Source organism: Clostridioides sp. ZZV14-6345, from assembly GCF_020657775.1.
Lineage (GTDB): Bacteria > Bacillota > Clostridia > Peptostreptococcales > Peptostreptococcaceae > Clostridioides > Clostridioides difficile_D.
Map to the genome: position 1 here is coordinate 15,329 of NZ_JAGWCX010000046.1, position 19,055 is coordinate 34,383.

Below are 19,055 nucleotides of genomic sequence, written 5' to 3' on the forward strand. Positions count from 1 at the left end.
TGGGGCTGTATCAAAATAGAGATATAAGCCTTTTTTTCATTCTTGAAATGATGAAAATATATTTGGTTCATACAAAAAAGAGTGCCTCATAAACTAATAAGTTCATTTTGAGACATCTCCATTTTTTGTGTAAAAAAATTATTCGTGAACAATTAATTCAAATACATCTGGTCTTGAATAGTGACCTTCTGAATCAAAATCTAGTCTACTAAGTACTATTTTTTCTAGGTCTAAATCTGCTATTAACATTTCTTCTTTATTGAAAATAGGACCTGCCACATATTTTCCAAAAGGGTCAACTATACAACTTCCTCCTGGACACATAATCTCTGGTTCTGCATCTAGCTCCTTATAGTAATTAAGGTCAGTTGGATACATGTTTTTTTCAACATATTGATTGCATCCAATAACGAAACATCTTCCTTCTAAAGCAATATGTTTCATAGTTGCCTGCCATTCTTCTCTTGAATCTGCAGTAGGAGCTATATAAAGCTTTACCCCTTTAGCATAAAGAGCTGTCCTAGCTAATGGCATATAGTTTTCCCAGCAAATCAACGAACCCATTTTTCCATATGGAGTATCAACTACTGTAAGAGTACTTCCGTCTCCTTCTCCCCAAATACATCTTTCTGTTCCTGTAGGTTTAAGTTTTCTATGTTTACCAATAAGCTTACCTTCTGGAGAGAAAAATAGATTTGTGCAATAAAGAGTACAATTTATATCATTGCCATCTCTTTCTGTTATACCCATTGATAGATATACTCCCGCTTCTTGTGCTGCTTTTCCTAGTAAATCTGTTGTAGCACTAGGAACTGGTACAGAATTATCATAGTATCTTTTCCAATCTTCTCTACCTTCCATTGTTCTACTTCCAACAACGAATCCAAATGAAAGACCTCTTGGATATGCAGGTATGAATGCTTCTGGGAAAACGACAATATTTGCCCCTTTTCTACCAGCTTCTTTAATTAATCCTAATGCTTTTTCAACAGTTTTTTCTAAATCCATAATGACTGGTGATGCCTGAACAACGGCAATTCTCACATTTTTATTTTCCTTATTCATAAAAAGACCTCCTAAAAAATATTTAAATTTGTTGCATTGAATAGACTACATCAGATGTTTTTTGAGAAATAAGATATTTGTATTGTGAATAACTGTATATTTAAAATGATACATCATGATTTAAAAAATTACAATTGTACAAATATGATTGAGTTTAGATATTTGAATTTAATAACTTATAATATTTTTTCGATTAGTATAAAGTCCATTAAGTTGTCTTATTTACAATGAATAGTATTTATTTCTTAGCAAACAATAATTAAAAATAAAACTTTTATATGTTTAAAGTATAAAGAAAAAATTTATAAGGAAGATAATATAATTAAGTAGAAAATAATAAAAAAATTTATTAAATTAGACAACTTAAGGAGAATTTTATGAAAGAAAAAATTTATTATAATGGAAATATCATCACAATGGAAGATTCAATATGTGGAGATGCTATTCTTATAAAAGATAAAATAATAAAAAAGATAGGAACAAAAGAAGAAGTATTTTCTTTGAAGAATAAAGATACAGAACTTATAGATTTGAAAGGCAAGACATTGATGCCATCTTTTATAGATTCACATAGTCACTTGATAGCTTTTGCTACTACACTAAAACTAATTCCTTTAGAAGATGCAACTAGTTTTAAAGACATAGTAAAAAAAATACAGAATTTCAAAAAGTCAAACAATATAAAAAAGGGTGACTGGATAATTGGATTTTCATATGACAATAATTTCTTAGAAGAAAATAAACATCCAGATAAGGATGTACTCGACAGTGCATCTTCAGAGAATCCAATACTAATTTCACATGCCTCTGGTCATATGGGAGTTGCAAATACCTTGGGATTAAAGCAACTTGGTGTTACTCATGAAACACAGGACCCAGAAGGTGGGCATATAGGTAGAGTAGAAGGAAGTAAAGAGCCAAACGGATATTTAGAGGAAAATGCATTTTTTAATGTGTCATCTAAAATAAAACAACCATCACCAGATGAGATTTTTAATTCAATTGAAAAAGCACAAGACATATATTTAAGTTACGGAATTACAACAGCTCAAGAAGGTTTAATGGAAGAAAATCAATTTAACCTTCTAAAAACAATGGCAAATCAAAATAAATTAAAAATGGATGTTGTAGGATATGTAAATTTGAAAAAAAGTAAGTCTGTGGCAGATGAGAATAGAGATTTTATAAAGAAATATATAAATAGATTTAAAATAGGTGGATATAAGATATTTTTAGATGGTTCTCCACAAGGAAAGACAGCATGGTTAACTAGACCATATGAAAATTCAGATGATAGTTATTGTGGGTATCCTATATATAAAGATGAAGAAGTAGAAAAGTTTATAGATATTTCACTAAAAGAAAAGATGCAACTTTTAACTCATTGTAATGGAGATGCAGCAGCAGACCAGTTGATAGATGCATTTGAGAAAGTTTTAAATTCAAAGGAAGAAAATAATAAAAATGATATAAGACCAGTTATGATACACGCTCAAACAGTCAGAGAAGACCAAGTTGATGATATGAAGAGAATAAATATGATACCTTCATACTTTGTAGCTCACACATACTATTGGGGTGACATTCATATCAAAAACCTTGGAGAAGATAGAGCATTTAAGATTAGTCCACTTAAAACAACTATAGAAAAAGGGGTAATTTACACTCTTCATCAAGATACACCAGTAATAGCGCCTAACATGCTGGAAACAGTATGGTGTGCTGTCAATAGAATTACAAAAAAAGGTATACAAATAGGCGAAAATGAAAAGATAAGCTCATTAGATGCCTTAAAGGGTGTTACTATAAATGCAGCATATCAATATTTTGAAGAAGATAAAAAAGGCTCAATTAAAGAAGGTAAACTAGCTAATTTGATAATATTAGATGAAAATCCAATTACAATCGACCCTATGAAAATAAAAGATATTAAAGTATTGCAGACTATAAGAGAAGGGGAAGTATTGTATTCTTTAAAATAGATGTAAGTTAGATATTTTATCATCTATAAAAAAATAGTTTTAGATAATAAATTAGGTAGAATTAAATAAGATTACAGTTAAATCAATAATTATATTTTTTATTAAATTTTAATTATTGTATTGAAGATTTATCAGTATAATTTTATTGGTTCTACCTTTTTAAAGAACTGTCAATTTATTAAAGTTATCTATGTATTATATTAAATAATTAAGTAATTAGTATTTGCAGTTATTAGTTTATAAAACGACTATGTATATTACTTTACAGTAGATTTTGAAGCTAAATTTATAATAGCAAATTTAAATTCATTAAATAGATTACCTCATAACATTTCATATAAAATATATTGTGCATCTAGGAAAATTACTATTTTTCTTTGAGCATTTCTTATAAACAGTTCTAAAAAATTTAATTTCATACCTATACTTGAATCATTCATTAAAATAATCCTATCCAAATAAGAGATATATAGGACTATATTATATATAAAAAAGTTCATATGAAAGTTAATAACTATACAAGATTGATAAAGAAAAAGTCAAAATAGATAATTGATTAGCAAAATCGATATAATTATAATGAGGTTAAATCTAGAAATATTCTCTTAAAATTAAATTTTATTAATTTAATTAAATATAATTTGACAATAGATAAAAAAGTGAGTAAAATATAAATAAAATAAAAATAATAGGTTCGGATAAAACAAAAAAGGTTTCTTAACCTCAAGCATAAAGTATATTATCTAAGTTATTTGAGATTAAGAGATAACATCCAATCTTAAATACTGAGGAGGAAAAAATGCTTGATATAAAAAGAATAAGAGAAAATTTAGATTGTATAAAAAAAGCAATGGAAAGAAGAGGTGAAAAAGCCTTTAATCTTGATGAAGTAGTTAAGTTAGATGATGAAAGAAGAAAGATTCTCCAAGAAGTTGAAGTCATGAAAAATGAATTAAATACAGCGTCTAAAAATATACCAAATCTTATAAAAGAGGGTAAAGATATAGAAAATGAAAAGGTTAAACTAAAAGCGCTATCTGACAAAATTAAAGTAATAGACCAAAACCTTAAAGAAGTAGAAGATAAAATGGAATACCTATTAATGAGAATACCAAACGTACCACATCCAGAAGTTCCACAAGGTGAAACTGATGAAGATAATGTTGAGGTAAGAACTTGGGGAAAGACGACTACTTTTGACTTTAAATCTAAGGCTCATTGGGAAATTGGGACTGAGTTAGGTATACTTGACTTTGAAACAGCTAGTAAAATAACTGGTTCAAGATTCACTCTTTATAAAGGACTAGGTGCTAGGTTAGAGAGAGCATTATTAAATTTTTACTTGGATACAAACACAACGGTAAATGGATATACAGAAGTTATTCCACCATTTATGGCAAATAGAAATAGTTTTTTAGGTACAGGACAGTTACCTAAATTTGAAGAAGATATGTTTAAAATAGAAGGATTGGATTATTTTATGATTCCAACATCAGAAGTTCCTTTGACTAATATACATGCTAATGAAATACTTAAATTTGAACAATTACCAATAAATTATACAGCTTATACTCCATGTTTTAGGTCAGAGGCTGGTTCTGCTGGAAGAGATACAAGGGGGTTGGTAAGACAGCATCAATTTAATAAAGTAGAAATGGTCAAAATAGTAGCACCAGAAGAATCTTACAATGAGTTAGAAAAGCTTACTAACAACGCTGAGACTATGCTACAATTGTTGAACCTACCATATAGAGTAGTAAAGATATGTACAGGAGATTTAGGATTCACAGCTTCTTTTAAATATGATGTAGAGGTCTGGATGCCAAGTTACAATAGATATGTTGAAATTTCATCTTGTTCAAATTGTGAAGATTTCCAAGCTAGAAGAGCAGGAATAAGATTTAAAAGAGATAAAGATTCTAAAGCTGAATATGCACATACATTAAATGGCTCTGGGTTAGCTATTGGAAGAAGTGTTGCAGCTATATTAGAAAATTATCAACAAGAAGATGGGTCTGTAATTGTTCCTGAAGTTTTAAGACCGTATATGGGAGTTTATATTATTAAATAAGAGTTAGACTATGTATTTTTAAATGATATAATAATTAGAAGTAATTAAAAAATAATAATTAATATAAAAGTGTGTACAAACTAATGAATATTGATATATAAGCTATCATATGAAAGAGTGTGTACACATTTTTATTTACTAATTTCTTAAAATATGAACATAAATAATTTACAGGTAGAAAGGAATCTCTTATGAAAATTCAAAATACTGAATGGGGATATATTGAATGGAAACATACTTATGATGAAAACGACCCAAAACAAGCTATGAATATATACATTGCAGTAACTATGCCAGGTAAAAAACATTTTAATCATGTTCATTATGGTCAAGAACAGATGATATATATTTTAGAAGGTGAGGGTTTATATATTATAAATGGAGTCTGGAAGCCATTTTACCAAGGTATGATTTTTTATATAGAATCCGGTAGCACACATGAAACTATAAATACAGGTGATAGAGCGATAAAAGAGCTTATTGTTTCCAATAATGTAGATGATGTAGGAGAGAGTGAAGTTATAGATATTAATCCTAATAGTTATTTGAAGAAGACTTTAATAAATTATAGCGAAAGTACTTTAAATTTGTATGCGGCTGTAGAATCAATTCGTGGTCAATTTATAGACCCATTTAGAATTCCATTGATTATATATGATGATTCATGGAATATAGTTTTAAAAAATCCTTATTTTCCACTATTTTGTTTTGAAAAATGTAATCCTATGAAATTTACTCAAAATTGTGATTGTATGAATCAAAAAAGTAGCAACCAATTTGTATGTAAGTATGGGATAACCATATATAATATACCTATATTATACAAAAATAATAGTATAGGTGTTATAAGAGGGGGATATATATTATTATCTGATTTAAATTTAGATACAACACATAGTAATTTATATGATATACCAGAAGGCGCTGCTAGAAGTATAAAACGTCTTTTGAAACAAATATCTAAAAATATAATAAATTTTTGTTCATTTAATGATATAAGAAAGGATTTGCAGGAAAAAGAGAACACTATTGCAAGAACGTATCACTATGGAGAACAACTTGAAATGAATTTAAAGGTAGCTCAAGATATGGTTACTAACTTAAGAATAAATCATCATTTTTTATTTAATACTCTAAATTCAATGGCAAGCATAGCACTTGATGATGGTAGTTATGATTTGTATAGTGCAATAATAGATTTATCAAAAATGTTTAGATATACAATGAGGTCTGATTTACGATTTGTAGAATTAGAATCTGAAATATTATATATTAAAAATTATTTGAATTTACAGAAATTGCGTTATGGAGATGAACTTAAAGTAAAGTACCTTATTCCAAGGAAGCTATATAACCTTTCTGTACCTTTTAACTTTATGCAACCTATTGTAGAGAATGCATTTACACATGGGTTTAGAGATATTGATTCAAAAAAGCGAATAGAAATAATTGCAAGAGTAGATTCCCAGTATGCTATTATAGAAATTCATAATAATGGAACTATCTTAGAAGAAAATAGTATAGACAAAATAAAGGCAGGTATTCGTAGTAATAATGGTCATGGTTTGTCTCTAATATATGCAAAATTTACATCTGCTTATGGAAATAATTTTGATATGGATATAAAGTCAAGTGATAATGAGGGGACTTACATAATGATTAAAATTCTTATTGAAAATTATAAGGAGTATGTATAGAACTTATATAAAATTAATAAATTTTATATATATTAAGAAATATATTAGATGTTTTTATGTTGTTTTATATATCTTGCTTTTTTATATTATTAAGCTAAAAGGGAGGAATTCTCATGAGAAGAGCACTAATAATAGATGATGAAGAAGCTGTTTTAAAAATAATAACACACTTTATAGAAATGAAAGATATGCCAATAAAAATTGTTGGTAAAGCAACATCTGGTGATGAAGCAGTAGATAAAATAATTGGTTTAGAGCCAGACATAGTTTTTATAGATATTCAAATGCCAATATACAATGGGTTAGAAGTAATAGAAAAAACATCTCACCTATCTAAAAAAATAAATTTTGTAGTAATAACTGCTTTTGACTATTTTGAATATGCTCAAAAAGCTTTGAGATTAAATGTAAAAGATATACTCCTTAAACCATTGGACATGAAAGAATTTACTAAGTCTGTAGAAAAAATTATTGGATATCAATATACCAATAATGATTTATTAAATGAGATACTGGAATATATAAATCTAAATTATAGCAATGACTTAAAGTTAAATGATTGTGCTAGATTATTTTTGACCAATCCATCTAATATATCTAGGATTTTTAAAAGTAATTTGAATACGACTTTTATATCATATCTAAATCATATAAGAATAGAAAAATCTATTGATTTACTTGAAAATACTACAAAAAGTATAAATGAGATTGCAGAAATAGTTGGATATAATAGTCTGAATAACTTCTATAAAAACTTTAAGATAGAAAAAGGAGTGACTCCAAAAGTTTATAAATTGAATACTAAAAATCGAAAATGATAAATAAAAAGTCAATATAGATAATTGTTTGAATATGTCTGAGTAAGTATACTTTAACTATAATAAAAATTAAAGCGCTTTAAATATATTTAATAATATTAAACCTTATAAAAGCTGTACCTATTTATATAAAAAAATATATATAAATAAAAAAAAAGATATAAAAATAAAAAAAGTAGGTCAAATACTATTCTAAAAAGACAGAATTTTCATTTAATTTACTTTGAATTTATACTTGTTAAAGAAGGTAACTTTATAATGGAGGTAATTTAATATGTCAGACAAAGTCAATGTGAAAAATATTATCTGTATTGCGGGTGCTTATTTAGCGACAGCAATTGGTTCTGGATTTGCTACTGGTCAAGAAATACTCCAATTTTTTGCCTCACAAGGGTATATGGGGCTGATTGGGGCGTTAATATCAATGGTGTTATTTTCATTTCTTGGTGCTGAAGTTATAACTAGAGGTAGAGAATTAAAACTTAAAGAACCAACAAAAATTTATACTTTCTATTGTGGAAAGATTTTAGGAAAATTTTACGAATGGTTTAGTCCAATATTTTTATTTGGAATTCTTATAGTAATGATTTCAGGTGCAGGTTCAACTTTAACTGAATATTATGGTATAAATCCTTATTTGGGAAGAGTGTTGATGGCTGTTGCTACCTTGATTACAGTGTCTATGGGTCTAGAAAAATTAGTAAGTATACTTGGTCGTATTGGACCAGTGATAGCAGTATTTACAATTGCTGTTGGATTAATAAGCTTATTTAAGCATTTTGATGGTTTATCTATGGTTGGAGAAGCTATGAAAAATATTGAAGTTACAAAAGCATCAGAAAGTCCAATCATTTCAGGTGTAATATATAATACATTAAATATTATTGTAATGATTGTCTTTTTAACAGGAATGGGAGCTTCTATTGAAAGTAAAAAGGATGCTTTCTGGGGAGGTTTATTAGGTGGAGTTGTATTTATGACTGCTGGTATAGTTATGTATTTGGCTATGATTTCAGATATAGGAAACTTGTACATGAAAGAAATACCATCACTTTATTTAGCGGATAATATAGCTCCTATTATAGGTGTATGTTTCTCAGTTGCACTTATATTAGGTATTTATACAACAGCTGTTCCACTTTTATGGTCTGTGACTAATAGAATAGTTGAAGATGAACACCCTAAATTTAAACTTGTAACAACAGTAATAGCTATTTTGGCTTGTATAGGTGGATTTTTACCATTTGGTAAACTAGTAAATATTTTATATCCATATACAGGTTATATGGGACTTTTAATTTTAGTTTGTATGGTATATAAAGCAATTACATGTAGAGAGAAATCAACACAAGGTCAGGAATAGAGCCACTTATTAATTTCATAGTTAAGGCAATTTTTTCATATAACATAAATTATAAAAAGTCAAAATAGTTAAATAAATTGCAAGATATGATAATATATTTAATTAAAATAATGTAGTAGAATATAAATAAAATTAATTAAATTTATAAAAAAATTAAAATAAAAAGAGGTGTTATTATGTTAAAAACAACAAAAATTTCAGACCCAGAGTTATATAACATTGTGGCTGGGGAGTTGGTTAGACAAGAGCATAATATTGAAATGATAGCTTCTGAAAGTACAGCACCAACAGAAGTACTTGAATTAAGTGGATGTGTATTTACAAATAAAACCGAAGAAGGTTATCCAGGGGCTCGTTTTCAAGCAGGTTCTGAAGAAGCAGATAAACTTGAAACTCTAGCAATTAAACGTGCAAAAGAAGTATTTGGAGCAGAACATGTAAATGTACAGCCATATTCAGGTTCTACAGCTAACTATTGTGTGTATTCATCAATATTAAAACCAAATGATACTGTTTTAAGTATGCGTCTTGACCAAGGTGGACATTTAACACATGGTAGTACAGTTAATTTTTTACATGATATTTATAAATATGAATTTTATGGAGTAGACCCAAACACTGGACGTATAGATTATGATGCTCTTGAAGCAAAGGCAAAAGAATGCAGACCAAAACTTATAATTGCAGGAGCAAGTTCATATCCAAGACTAATAGACTATGAAAGAATATCAAAAGTTGCAAAAGAAGTAGGAGCTTACTTTATGGTAGATATGGCCCATGTTGCAGGATTAGTTGCAGCAAAAGTAATACCTAGTCCTGTACCTTATGCAGATTTTGTTTCTTCATCTACAACAAAAACTTTCTGTGGTCCAAGAAGTGGTATTGTACTTTGTAAAGCAGAACATGCAAAGAAACTTGATAAAGGTGTTTTCCCAGGAACATTAGGTTCTATACATCTTAATACAGTTGCAGCAAAAGCCTTTTCACTATTATATTTGAGTACAGATAAATTTAAAAAGATAATGGAGCAAGTTGTAGTAAATGCTCAAACTCTAGCATCTGAACTTATTTCACATGGATTCAGTATTGTAAGTGGAGGAACTGATAACCATATAGTAATGGTTGATTTAAGAAGTAAGAATCTTACAGGGAAACAATTTGAAAAAGCTCTTGAATATGTGGGGATAACAGTTAATAAAAATGTTATTCCTGATGACCCACAGTCACCATTTGTAACTAGTGGTGTTCGTATAGGTCTTACATCAATATCTCAAAGGGGTCTTAAAGAAAAAGAAGTTGTACAGATAGCAGGAATAATGAATAAGGTAGCAGAAAATATTGATAATAAAGAAGTATTAGATGAATGTAAAGTAGAAGCTCAAGAACTTATATCTAAGTTCCCATTATATCCAGAAGGGTATTTTGAAGATTAAGTATATTGATTTTTATATATAGCCTACAACTTATAAAGCCTATAACATAAAACCTAATAATATATAACCAGTATAAGGTGTTGATTAATCAACGCCTTATTTTTTTTGAAAAGTAATATACAAGCTATCATAAGCATATAATTCTTTATAGATAATTAACAAGGGGGATAAAGTTATGAGGTATTATAATAAACCTACCAAAGAAGTATTAAAATACTTAAAAACAAATCCAGAATTTGGACTTGATGATAATGAGGTAGAAGAAAGGAAGCTTAGATATGGATTAAATGAATTTACTATAAAAGAAGGACGAACATTTTGGGACGAGTTGGGAGAAAGTCTGACAGAACCTATGATATTAATTCTTATCGGAGCAGCAGTAATAAGTTCTTTTGTAGGGGAATTACATGATGCATTAGGGATTTTAGGAGCTATTTTCATTGGAATTTCTATAGGTATAATAACTGAAGGAAAATCTAAAAAAGCAGCTAATGCCCTATCAAAACTAACAGAAAATATAGAAGTAAAAGTACTTAGAAATGGAAAGATAATTAAAATATCAAAAAATGATTTAGTACCAGGAGATATTGTATATATAGAAACGGGAGATATGATACCAGCAGATGGAAGGCTTATACAGTCTATAAATTTGAAACTTAGAGAAGATATGTTAACAGGGGAGTCAGATGATGTAGCTAAGAATGCTGATGCTGTATTGGATATGGAAGTTGTCTATTCTAAGACAGAAATAATTGAACAGGATACAATACCTGCAAAGCAAGTTAATATGGTATTTGGAGGAACTCTTGTAGCATATGGTAGAGGTATAATGGTTGTTACTCATACTGGTGATAAGACAGAGATGGGTAAAATAGCACAGAATTTATCAAATGAAGACCAACAAACTCCTCTTCAAATTAAATTGGGTAAATTAGGTGCTAAAATAGCAGGAATATCAGGGGTGATAGCTACTTTATTGTGTATGTTCATGATTATACAAATGCAGAAAAAAGGTATGTTAATCTTAGATACAAGCAGTATAGTATCTTTTTTACAATCATTAGAGCCTGCTAAAAATGCGTATATGGTTTGTATTGCTTTAATAGTGGCAACTGTTCCAGAAGGTTTGCCAACTATGATAAATATTACTTTAGCTATAACAATGCAGAAGATGGCAAAGATAAATGCCCTAGTAACAAAGAAAGAAGCTTGTGAAACTATAGGTTCTGTTTCTGTAATATGTTCTGACAAAACAGGAACTTTAACACAAAATAAAATGATGGTAGAAGTAGCATATGTTGATGGTAAGTATATAAGTGGTGGAGAGTATCAAAGTAATAGCTATTTTGAGCAAAACTGTATAGTAAATTCAACTGCAGACATAGAAAAGGAAGAAAATTCATTTAAATATATAGGAAGTGCAACAGAGTGTGCATTACTTTTATATCACAATGATAAGAACTATAATGAAATGAGAAAACAGACTTATTTGATATCACAAATACCATTTAGCTCAGAAGAAAAGAAAATGTCAACATTAATTCGCCAAGATGATTCAGATATATTACTCTCAAAAGGTGCACCAGAAGTATTATTAAAAAAATGTTCTTATGTACAACAAGGAAAAAATATTGTTCCAATAACTCCAAAAATAGAAAAAAGTATTTTGGATGAGATTAAAAAATTACAAATTAAATCTATGAGAACATTAGGATTTGCTTATAAAAAGATGAGTAAGTCTAGAACAGAAGTTGCAATAACTTCAGAAGGTGAATTGAATTTAATAGGGAATCCAAGAGGTTACATGAAGGAAGATAATTTAGTTTTTAGTGGATTCGTGGGAATAGTAGACCCATTAAGAGAAGGGGTTAAAGAGTCTATTGATAAAGCATTTAATGCAGGTGTAGATGTAAAAATGCTTACAGGAGATAATATCAATACAGCAACAGCTATTGGGAATGAATTAGGACTATTGAATGATGGGAAAAAGGCAGTTGAAGCAACTTATATAGATGTACTGACAGATGAAGAATTGAGAGAAGAAATCAAAGGAATATCTATTGTTGCAAGAAGTAAACCAGATACAAAGATGAGAATAGTCTCTGCACTTCAAAAAAGTGGTGAAGTTGTAGCTGTAACAGGTGATGGTATAAATGATGCTCCAGCTCTTAGTCAAGCAGATGTTGGAATTGCAATGGGTATTTCAGGTACAGAAGTATCTAAAAATGCAGCAGATATAATATTGACTGATGATAGCTTCAGTACAATCGTAGAGGGAATAAAATGGGGAAGAGGCATATATGAGAATTTTCAAAGATTTATACAGTTTCAGCTTACTGTAAATATAGTAGCATTTATAATTGCCATAATATCTCAACTTACTGGTAAGGATATGCCATTTACTACAATCCAATTATTATGGGTAAACATAATAATGGATGGTCCTCCAGCTCTAGCATTAGGATTAGAACCTGTTAGAGATTATGTATTGAAAAGAAAACCAATAAATAGACATTCTGGAATAATAGCTAGGTCTATGTTTGTAAATATTATTATAAATGCTATTCTTATAATTACAATTGTATTTATGCAATCAGCTTTTAATATATTGGGAGCTACACCAGAAGAGCAAGGTACTGTTATATTTTCTTTATTTGCATTCAGTGCCCTTTTTAATGCATTAAATTGCAGGGAATTTGGTTTGAATAGTACAATACCAAATTTCTTTAAAAATAAGTTGGCATTACAAATAATAATTGTTACAGGTGTAATTCAAATAATATTTACACAAGTATTCCAGAGTTTCTTCAATTCTGTTTCTTTAAACTTTGATATGTGGATAAAAATAATATTATTTGCATCTACTATTCTATTGTCAAATGAGTTTGTAAAACTAATTCTTAGAACGATAAAAAATAGTAGAAATATGAATTTTAGTGGTAAAAATTAATTTTTATGAAACCGCAAAGTAGCATATATATTGTGACTTTGCGGTTTGTGTTTTATACAAGTTTTTTTGGCTTTATTTTAAGACTATATATTTTATTTCTTTAATGTTGTATTATAATATTACAATTCAATTATAGATGGTGTATGGTTTACAAAAGGTAAGAAATCGTGAATGATTTGATTTGTTTTAATTTTCATGTAACTAGTAGTGGTACCATCACTACATCCATACCATTCTTCATTGACTACATCTTTGTCAATAACAATTTGTACAGTATTATCTCTGTCAAGTATAGAACTGAAAATAGTCGCTGAACCAATTTTTGTTCCTAACATTTAGTAACTTTTTATTTAATGAAAATAAAAAATTATTTTACCTTTACTATTAGCCCCTGTAAAAGCACCTTTTGTATAACCAAAAAGCTCTGATTCCACTAGTGAAGGGGATATGGTAGTACAATTTATAGTTATAAAAGGACCATCTTTCCTATCACTTTTAGAGTGAATATATCTAGCCAAAGAAGTTTTTTCAGTCCCAGATTCGCCTAAAATCAATATATTCACGTTTGAATTTGATATCTGGTCAACTGTTTTAAAAATAGATTTCATAGATTCACTTTTAAAAACAATATCATCAAATATATATATTGCACTTCTATGGTACATTTCAACTTCATTTTTATACATTTCTATAGTTTTTTTGAAGATTCTAATTTGTCTTTTATATTGTTTAATTCTGTTATATCCCTACAATTTTCTATTATGTATTCGATATCTCCATTTTCATCAAATAAAGGAGTTGCAGTAATTATCAATTTTATGCCAGTTTTAGATTGTTGTTCTAATGATACTACCCTTTTTTGTTCTTATTACTTCTGTTACTGGAGTCTGAAATAAACAACCCTTTTCTTGTATATACATAACACTTTTACCTAAAACTTCATCTCTTGTTAACCCATAGTTGTTTTCAAATGATTTATTACAATATAATGTTATTCCATTCTTATCACAAACTGATATCTCATCATGTGAAAATTTTAAAATCTTTTCGAAAAAGTCTTTTGGATATTTCATTTTGACCTCCTAAAAATAATTAAAAATTTATATAAAAGTATAATTCAAATTAAAACTGAATTAAAATTTATGGAAAATAAATAATTTGATTCAAAAGTGAATTATATGAGCTACAATCTAATTTAAAAATGAATTGTATGAATTATGATACAATTCGATTATGAATGAATTATATTGTTTTTTAGAAGAATAAGCAAATTTTATTTATTAATTAAGCTTATTTTATATTCATAATCTCACTTTAAGATGGAAAATAATAATTATAGAATTTTTAATGTTGGCATTATAATTGCTTATATTAATAATAAGATAAATAGAGATAATTTAAGGGGGAATTTTCGTGAAAAAAGGATATATTTTAATTGGTTGTGCTGGAGCATTATTTGCAACAACAGGATTATTTTCAAGTAATCTAATAGCAAGAGGGTTTACAGTAGAACAAGTTACTTTCACAAGAGCTTTTATAGGGTTTCTGGTAATAGCTATATACAGTGTATTAAAAAAACTAAAAGTTTTTAAAACAAGTAAAAAGGTGATAGGGCTTTCAATATTAAGTGGAATAATATATCAGACAATTTTTAATATTTGTTACTTTAACTCTATAAGTAGTGTAGGAATATCTATAGCTGCAATACTACTTTATACTTCACCTCTATTTGTAGCATTATTTTCAAATATTATATATAAAGAAAATATCAATAAGATGAAAAGATTATCAATACTATTGTGTTTTATAGGTGCTATAGTTGCAGTTTTAGGTGGAAAATTTGAATTTGCAGGAGTAAATGTATTTGGATTATTATTAGGCTTGTTGGCATCATTAACATATTCATGCATATCGATAGTAAATAAAGGTGCACTAAAAGAATGTTTTGGTCTTATAATAATAATTTATGGGTTATTATTTGGTTCAATATTTATAGCACCAATAGCAAAACCATGGTTAATAATATCTCATGTAACTGATATTAGTACTTTAATATTAATTATAGGAATAGGAGTTTTTCCAGCAGCACTTGCATATATATGTTATGTTGGTGGAATAGAACTGGGTATAGAACTTTCAGTTGCGGGAGTTGTGAGTTCTATAGAGTTAGTAATATCTGTTTTAATAGGATGGTTTATATTAGGAGAAGCATTCTCTTTTGTAAAATTAATAGGGGTATTAATAATGATTGTATCTGCCTTAGTAGCTACTAAAGCATCAGCTAAAGTACCTGCTGATAAAAGTAAGAAAATTTATAAAAGTGAATGTTTAACAATGAATAAGTAAAAGATGAATTTTTAATAAAATTTTACTAAGATAGAGTAAATTTTAGGAATTTTATATTTAAATTGTGTTATCATAAATAGTGATATAATAATTTAAAATTGTGCATAAAATATGAAACGAGGAGGTAGTTTCGTGTTTTCAAAATTCCTAGTTAAAACATTTATTAAAGATAGTGAAAATGTCCAAAGTGCAAGTGTTAGAAACAAGTATGGTTATGTAGCAGGTATAGTAGGTATAATATCTAATTTAGGTTTATTTATATTAAAATTTTTTATAGGCATATTAACATCTAGTATAGCTATAATGGCAGATGCATTTAATAATCTTTCTGATATGGCATCTTCAGCAATAACTATGATAGGATTTAAGTTAGCAAGTAAACCAGCTGACAAAGAGCATCCTTTTGGACATGGTAGAATAGAATATTTATCAGCATTAATAGTAGCATTTATGGTGATGCTGGTTGGACTTCAGTTTGTAAAATCATCTATAGAAAGAATAACAAATCCAGTTCCTATAAAATTTGAAGTAGTACCACTTATACTTTTGATTTCATCTATAATGGTTAAAATATGGTTAAGTCGTTTTAATAAATTTATAGGAAATAAAATTAATTCCTCAGCATTAAAGGCAGTATCATTAGATGCTTTAGGAGATGTGTTTACATCAAGTTGTGTAGTTATATCATTTGTTTTAGCGAGATTTACTAGTTTACCTATAGATGGATACGTAGGTATTGTAGTATCACTACTAATACTTTATGCTGGTTTTTCTCTTGTAAAAGATACTATAAATCCTCTTCTAGGAGAAGCACCAGATGAAGAAATGGTAAAATCTATTATAGAACTATTGTTATCTTATAAATATATAATGGGTACACATGATTTAATCATTCATAACTATGGGGTTGGGAGATGTATCGCATCTATACATGCAGAAATTCCATCTAATATAGATATAATGGAAATCCATGAGATTATAGATACTGCAGAGAGAGAAATATCTGAAAAGTTAGATATATATTTAGTAATCCATATGGACCCAATATGCCTTGAAGATGAAGAAGTTATGTCAGCAAAAAAAGAACTTGAAGAAATACTTAAGAAAAATAGTCTCGTAAAATCTATGCATGACTTTAGAATAGTTGGAAAGGGAAGTAAGAAGAATTTAGTATTTGATATAGTAGTAAATCCTTCTGAATTTTCAAAAGGTATGTCAGAAGAAGATTTAAAAGAAGATATAACAAAGTTAGTTAAGGAGATAAACCCTGAATATAATTGTGTCATTGTTGTAGATAAGGATTTTATTTAATGAGTCATTAAGAGTAAAATAAGGGAAAAAATGTAAAAAACATAGACAATAATATAGAGTCATAATATAATAGAAGTATATAATTGTATTTAATATGAATATAACAATTTTAATTGTTTTTTATGAAATATTATAGAGATGTTGAAGTATATTCTATTATTGGGCACCTTATGGATATACTGAGTCAGTGGTGCAACCGGCTATGAATATAAATTTATTTATTTTCATGGCTTTTTTTGTATAATTTTTTATAAAAATTAATTTATATATGATATTAATGGAAGATTACAAATTATAGATAGTCTAGAGGGGAGAAATCTATATGAAGAAAAGAAATAAAAAGGCATTATTAATCAGTTTAATTATAATTCTAAGTATGGTGGTATCTACAATATATCCAACTGTATCTTATGCTTCTGAATTAGAAGAAAATAGTCATATTCAGAGTGGTTCAACTAATTCATCAACTGGAGATGAAAAAGTAACAGATAATAAAAAACTAGAACAAACTCCAGAAGAAGAGAAACCAACAGATAATAAAAATACAGAACAGATACCAGAGGAAGAGAAGCCAGCACCACCAAGCATAGATAAACTAAGGAAACCATCAAGTTCATCTGATACAGATGAAACTGTAGTAATAAATCCACCAGTACCACCATTAGAAGATGTGGTAAATCCACCAATACCACCATCAGAAGATGTAATAGAAAAGCCCGTTAAACAAATTGTTCCAATACCAGAGGTAGTAAAACCATCAGTATCAGAAGAAAAGAATGATAAAGTTAAAGATGATACTGTAATAAATCCACCAGTACCACCAAAGACAGGTGACAATACTATCATTATTGGAGAAATACTTTTAGTTCTAGGAGCTATTGTGGTACTTATTATATTAAGACGAAATAAAAATACAAATTAGACCCTAACATTATAAAAAATATAAGTAATATTAAAAAATATCTTCTAAAACAATATTTTATGGTAAAAATATTGTTAGAAGATATTTTTTTTTGGAGTATTATGTAAAAAAATAATAACTTATTAGAAAAAAAATCCAAAAGCCTATAGACAACTAAAAAGATATGGGTTATAATATAAATATAAAATTAAATGAGGCAAAACTAGGGAAACCTAGTCACGCAAAGCTATAGGGGCTAAAGTTTAGTAAACTATGCCAGCCAGTTGCCGAAAAGAGTAAAAATTTCTTTTTGTATATACAAAGATACTCTTGGGTATCTTTTTTATTTTGAAATTTATTACTCCCGGCCTAACTCAAAGGAGGGAATAATATGAAACCAAGTAAAAAATTATTAATCGCTATAATATCAATGTTCTTAATAAGTTCAGTTCCAGTAAGTGCACATCCAGACAGTACTACTATACAACAAAATAAAGAAACACTTAGTCAAATAGTGGTTCTTCCAACTGGAAATTACAATAAAAATGAAGCTAACGCTATGGTAAATAGACTAGCTAATATAGATGGAAAGTATTTAAATGCATTAAAACAAGATAACTTAAAAATAAAATTATTAAGTGGAAAGTTAACAGATGAAAAAGAATACGCTTATTTAAAAGGTGTAGTTCCTAAGGGTTGGGAAGGTACTGGAAAAACTTGGGATGATGTTCCTGGTTTAGGTGGAAGTACAGTAGCTCTTAGAATAGGATTTAGTAACAAAGGTAAAGGTCATGATGCAATAAACTTAGAATTACATGAAACAGCACATGCAATAGACCATATAGCATTAAATGACATTTCTAAATCAGCACAATTTAAACAAATATTTGCTAAAGAAGGACGTTCTTTAGGTAATGTAAATTACTTAGGCGTATATCCAGAAGAATTCTTTGCAGAAGCATTTGCATATTACTATTTAAATCAAGATACAAATAGTAAATTAAAAGCAGCTTGTCCACAAACTTATAGCTTTTTACAAAACTTAGCTAAATAGAAAATTTAATAAATTAAAAATAAATTAAGAAGCTGTCTCAAAATAGAGATAAGCTTCTTTTTCA

16 protein-coding genes and 2 riboswitches are annotated in these 19,055 nt (G+C 28.2%); of the genes, 11 read left to right on the plus strand and 5 right to left on the minus strand.

Annotation, left to right across the window (positions count from 1 at the left end; genetic code table 11):
• Window positions 1-138: 138 nt before the first annotated feature.
• Window positions 139-1,065, minus strand: a complete 927-nt coding sequence (locus KGF39_RS12835) for a carbon-nitrogen hydrolase family protein (protein WP_077725559.1) — start codon at window positions 1,063-1,065, stop codon at window positions 139-141.
• Between the two features lie 377 nt (window positions 1,066-1,442).
• Here KGF39_RS12835 and KGF39_RS12840 point away from each other — a divergent pair, with 377 nt between their 5' ends.
• The 7 genes from KGF39_RS12840 to KGF39_RS12870 all read left to right on the plus strand — a co-directional run bounded on the left by KGF39_RS12840 (window position 1,443) and on the right by KGF39_RS12870 (window position 13,379).
• Window positions 1,443-3,047, plus strand: a complete 1,605-nt coding sequence (locus KGF39_RS12840; RefSeq protein ID WP_227822602.1) for an amidohydrolase — start codon at window positions 1,443-1,445, stop codon at window positions 3,045-3,047.
• Window positions 3,048-3,846: 799 nt separating this feature from the next.
• On the plus strand, window positions 3,847-5,118 hold the full coding sequence (gene serS / locus KGF39_RS12845) for a serine--tRNA ligase (RefSeq protein ID WP_227822603.1): 1,272 nt from the start codon (window positions 3,847-3,849) through the stop codon (window positions 5,116-5,118).
• Window positions 5,119-5,309: 191 nt separating this feature from the next.
• Complete coding sequence (locus tag KGF39_RS12850; RefSeq protein WP_227822604.1) at window positions 5,310-6,815, plus strand: histidine kinase; 1,506 nt, start codon at window positions 5,310-5,312, stop codon at window positions 6,813-6,815.
• Between the two features lie 113 nt (window positions 6,816-6,928).
• The gene (locus KGF39_RS12855; RefSeq protein ID WP_227822605.1) at window positions 6,929-7,633 is read left to right on the plus strand and encodes a response regulator; all 705 of its coding nucleotides are present in this window, start codon (window positions 6,929-6,931) and stop codon (window positions 7,631-7,633) included.
• A gap of 274 nt (window positions 7,634-7,907) precedes the next feature.
• Window positions 7,908-8,996 (plus strand): hypothetical protein, encoded by a 1,089-nt coding sequence (locus KGF39_RS12860; RefSeq protein WP_227822606.1) that lies wholly within the window; start codon window positions 7,908-7,910, stop codon window positions 8,994-8,996.
• A gap of 176 nt (window positions 8,997-9,172) precedes the next feature.
• Complete coding sequence (gene glyA / locus KGF39_RS12865; protein WP_227822607.1) at window positions 9,173-10,429, plus strand: serine hydroxymethyltransferase; 1,257 nt, start codon at window positions 9,173-9,175, stop codon at window positions 10,427-10,429.
• A 175-nt stretch (window positions 10,430-10,604) separates the two neighbouring features.
• Window positions 10,605-13,379 carry a calcium-translocating P-type ATPase, PMCA-type gene (locus KGF39_RS12870; RefSeq protein ID WP_227822608.1) on the plus strand — a complete coding sequence of 925 codons (2,775 nt, stop codon included), beginning with the start codon at window positions 10,605-10,607 and terminating at the stop codon, window positions 13,377-13,379.
• A 119-nt stretch (window positions 13,380-13,498) separates the two neighbouring features.
• Here the strand turns inward: KGF39_RS12870 and KGF39_RS12875 are convergent, their stop codons facing one another.
• The 4 genes from KGF39_RS12875 to KGF39_RS12885 are packed head-to-tail and all read right to left on the minus strand — an operon-like array spanning window position 13,499 to window position 14,452.
• Entirely contained in the window at window positions 13,499-13,714 is a 216-nt protein-coding gene (locus tag KGF39_RS12875; protein WP_227822609.1) for a hypothetical protein, read from the minus strand.
• 15 nt (window positions 13,715-13,729) lie between these two features.
• Entirely contained in the window at window positions 13,730-14,065 is a 336-nt protein-coding gene (locus KGF39_RS12880; RefSeq protein ID WP_227822610.1) for a sigma 54-interacting transcriptional regulator, read from the minus strand.
• Between the two features lie 2 nt (window positions 14,066-14,067).
• Window positions 14,068-14,193, minus strand: a complete 126-nt coding sequence (locus KGF39_RS19915) for a hypothetical protein (RefSeq protein WP_255643352.1) — start codon at window positions 14,191-14,193, stop codon at window positions 14,068-14,070.
• 13 nt (window positions 14,194-14,206) lie between these two features.
• The gene (locus KGF39_RS12885; RefSeq protein ID WP_227822611.1) at window positions 14,207-14,452 is read right to left on the minus strand and encodes a PAS domain S-box protein; all 246 of its coding nucleotides are present in this window, start codon (window positions 14,450-14,452) and stop codon (window positions 14,207-14,209) included.
• Between the two features lie 340 nt (window positions 14,453-14,792).
• Here KGF39_RS12885 and KGF39_RS20120 point away from each other — a divergent pair, with 340 nt between their 5' ends.
• The 4 genes from KGF39_RS20120 to zmp1 all read left to right on the plus strand — a co-directional run bounded on the left by KGF39_RS20120 (window position 14,793) and on the right by zmp1 (window position 18,991).
• Window positions 14,793-15,725 carry a DMT family transporter gene (locus tag KGF39_RS20120; RefSeq protein ID WP_227822612.1) on the plus strand — a complete coding sequence of 311 codons (933 nt, stop codon included), beginning with the start codon at window positions 14,793-14,795 and terminating at the stop codon, window positions 15,723-15,725.
• Between the two features lie 132 nt (window positions 15,726-15,857).
• Window positions 15,858-17,036 carry a cation diffusion facilitator family transporter gene (locus tag KGF39_RS12895; protein WP_227822613.1) on the plus strand — a complete coding sequence of 393 codons (1,179 nt, stop codon included), beginning with the start codon at window positions 15,858-15,860 and terminating at the stop codon, window positions 17,034-17,036.
• Window positions 17,037-17,161: 125 nt separating this feature from the next.
• Window positions 17,162-17,247, plus strand: a riboswitch (cyclic di-GMP riboswitch).
• Between the two features lie 111 nt (window positions 17,248-17,358).
• The gene (locus tag KGF39_RS20270) at window positions 17,359-17,958 is read left to right on the plus strand and encodes a hypothetical protein (protein WP_413927087.1); all 600 of its coding nucleotides are present in this window, start codon (window positions 17,359-17,361) and stop codon (window positions 17,956-17,958) included.
• A 185-nt stretch (window positions 17,959-18,143) separates the two neighbouring features.
• Window positions 18,144-18,229: riboswitch (cyclic di-GMP riboswitch) on the plus strand.
• 99 nt (window positions 18,230-18,328) lie between these two features.
• Window positions 18,329-18,991 (plus strand): anthrax toxin lethal factor-related metalloendopeptidase, encoded by a 663-nt coding sequence (zmp1, locus tag KGF39_RS12905; RefSeq protein WP_227822614.1) that lies wholly within the window; start codon window positions 18,329-18,331, stop codon window positions 18,989-18,991.
• The last annotated feature ends 64 nt before the right edge of the window (window positions 18,992-19,055 follow it).

What these genes read in the sequence shown, in the direction of transcription:
- glyA (WP_227822607.1), top strand. Translation starts at nt 9,173, where the DNA reads ATGTTAAAAACAACAAAAATTTCAGACCCAGAGTTATATAACATTGTG.
- KGF39_RS12885 (WP_227822611.1), bottom strand. Translation starts at nt 14,452, where the DNA reads ATGAAATATCCAAAAGACTTTTTCGAAAAGATTTTAAAATTTTCACAT.
- serS (WP_227822603.1), top strand. Translation starts at nt 3,847, where the DNA reads ATGCTTGATATAAAAAGAATAAGAGAAAATTTAGATTGTATAAAAAAA.
- KGF39_RS12850 (WP_227822604.1), top strand. Translation starts at nt 5,310, where the DNA reads ATGAAAATTCAAAATACTGAATGGGGATATATTGAATGGAAACATACT.
- zmp1 (WP_227822614.1), top strand. Translation starts at nt 18,329, where the DNA reads ATGAAACCAAGTAAAAAATTATTAATCGCTATAATATCAATGTTCTTA.
- KGF39_RS12870 (WP_227822608.1), top strand. Translation starts at nt 10,605, where the DNA reads ATGAGGTATTATAATAAACCTACCAAAGAAGTATTAAAATACTTAAAA.
- KGF39_RS20270 (WP_413927087.1), top strand. Translation starts at nt 17,359, where the DNA reads ATGAAGAAAAGAAATAAAAAGGCATTATTAATCAGTTTAATTATAATT.
- KGF39_RS12835 (WP_077725559.1), bottom strand. Translation starts at nt 1,065, where the DNA reads ATGAATAAGGAAAATAAAAATGTGAGAATTGCCGTTGTTCAGGCATCA.
- KGF39_RS12840 (WP_227822602.1), top strand. Translation starts at nt 1,443, where the DNA reads ATGAAAGAAAAAATTTATTATAATGGAAATATCATCACAATGGAAGAT.
- KGF39_RS12860 (WP_227822606.1), top strand. Translation starts at nt 7,908, where the DNA reads ATGTCAGACAAAGTCAATGTGAAAAATATTATCTGTATTGCGGGTGCT.
- KGF39_RS12875 (WP_227822609.1), bottom strand. Translation starts at nt 13,714, where the DNA reads ATGTTAGGAACAAAAATTGGTTCAGCGACTATTTTCAGTTCTATACTT.
- KGF39_RS12880 (WP_227822610.1), bottom strand. Translation starts at nt 14,065, where the DNA reads ATGTATAAAAATGAAGTTGAAATGTACCATAGAAGTGCAATATATATA.
- KGF39_RS12855 (WP_227822605.1), top strand. Translation starts at nt 6,929, where the DNA reads ATGAGAAGAGCACTAATAATAGATGATGAAGAAGCTGTTTTAAAAATA.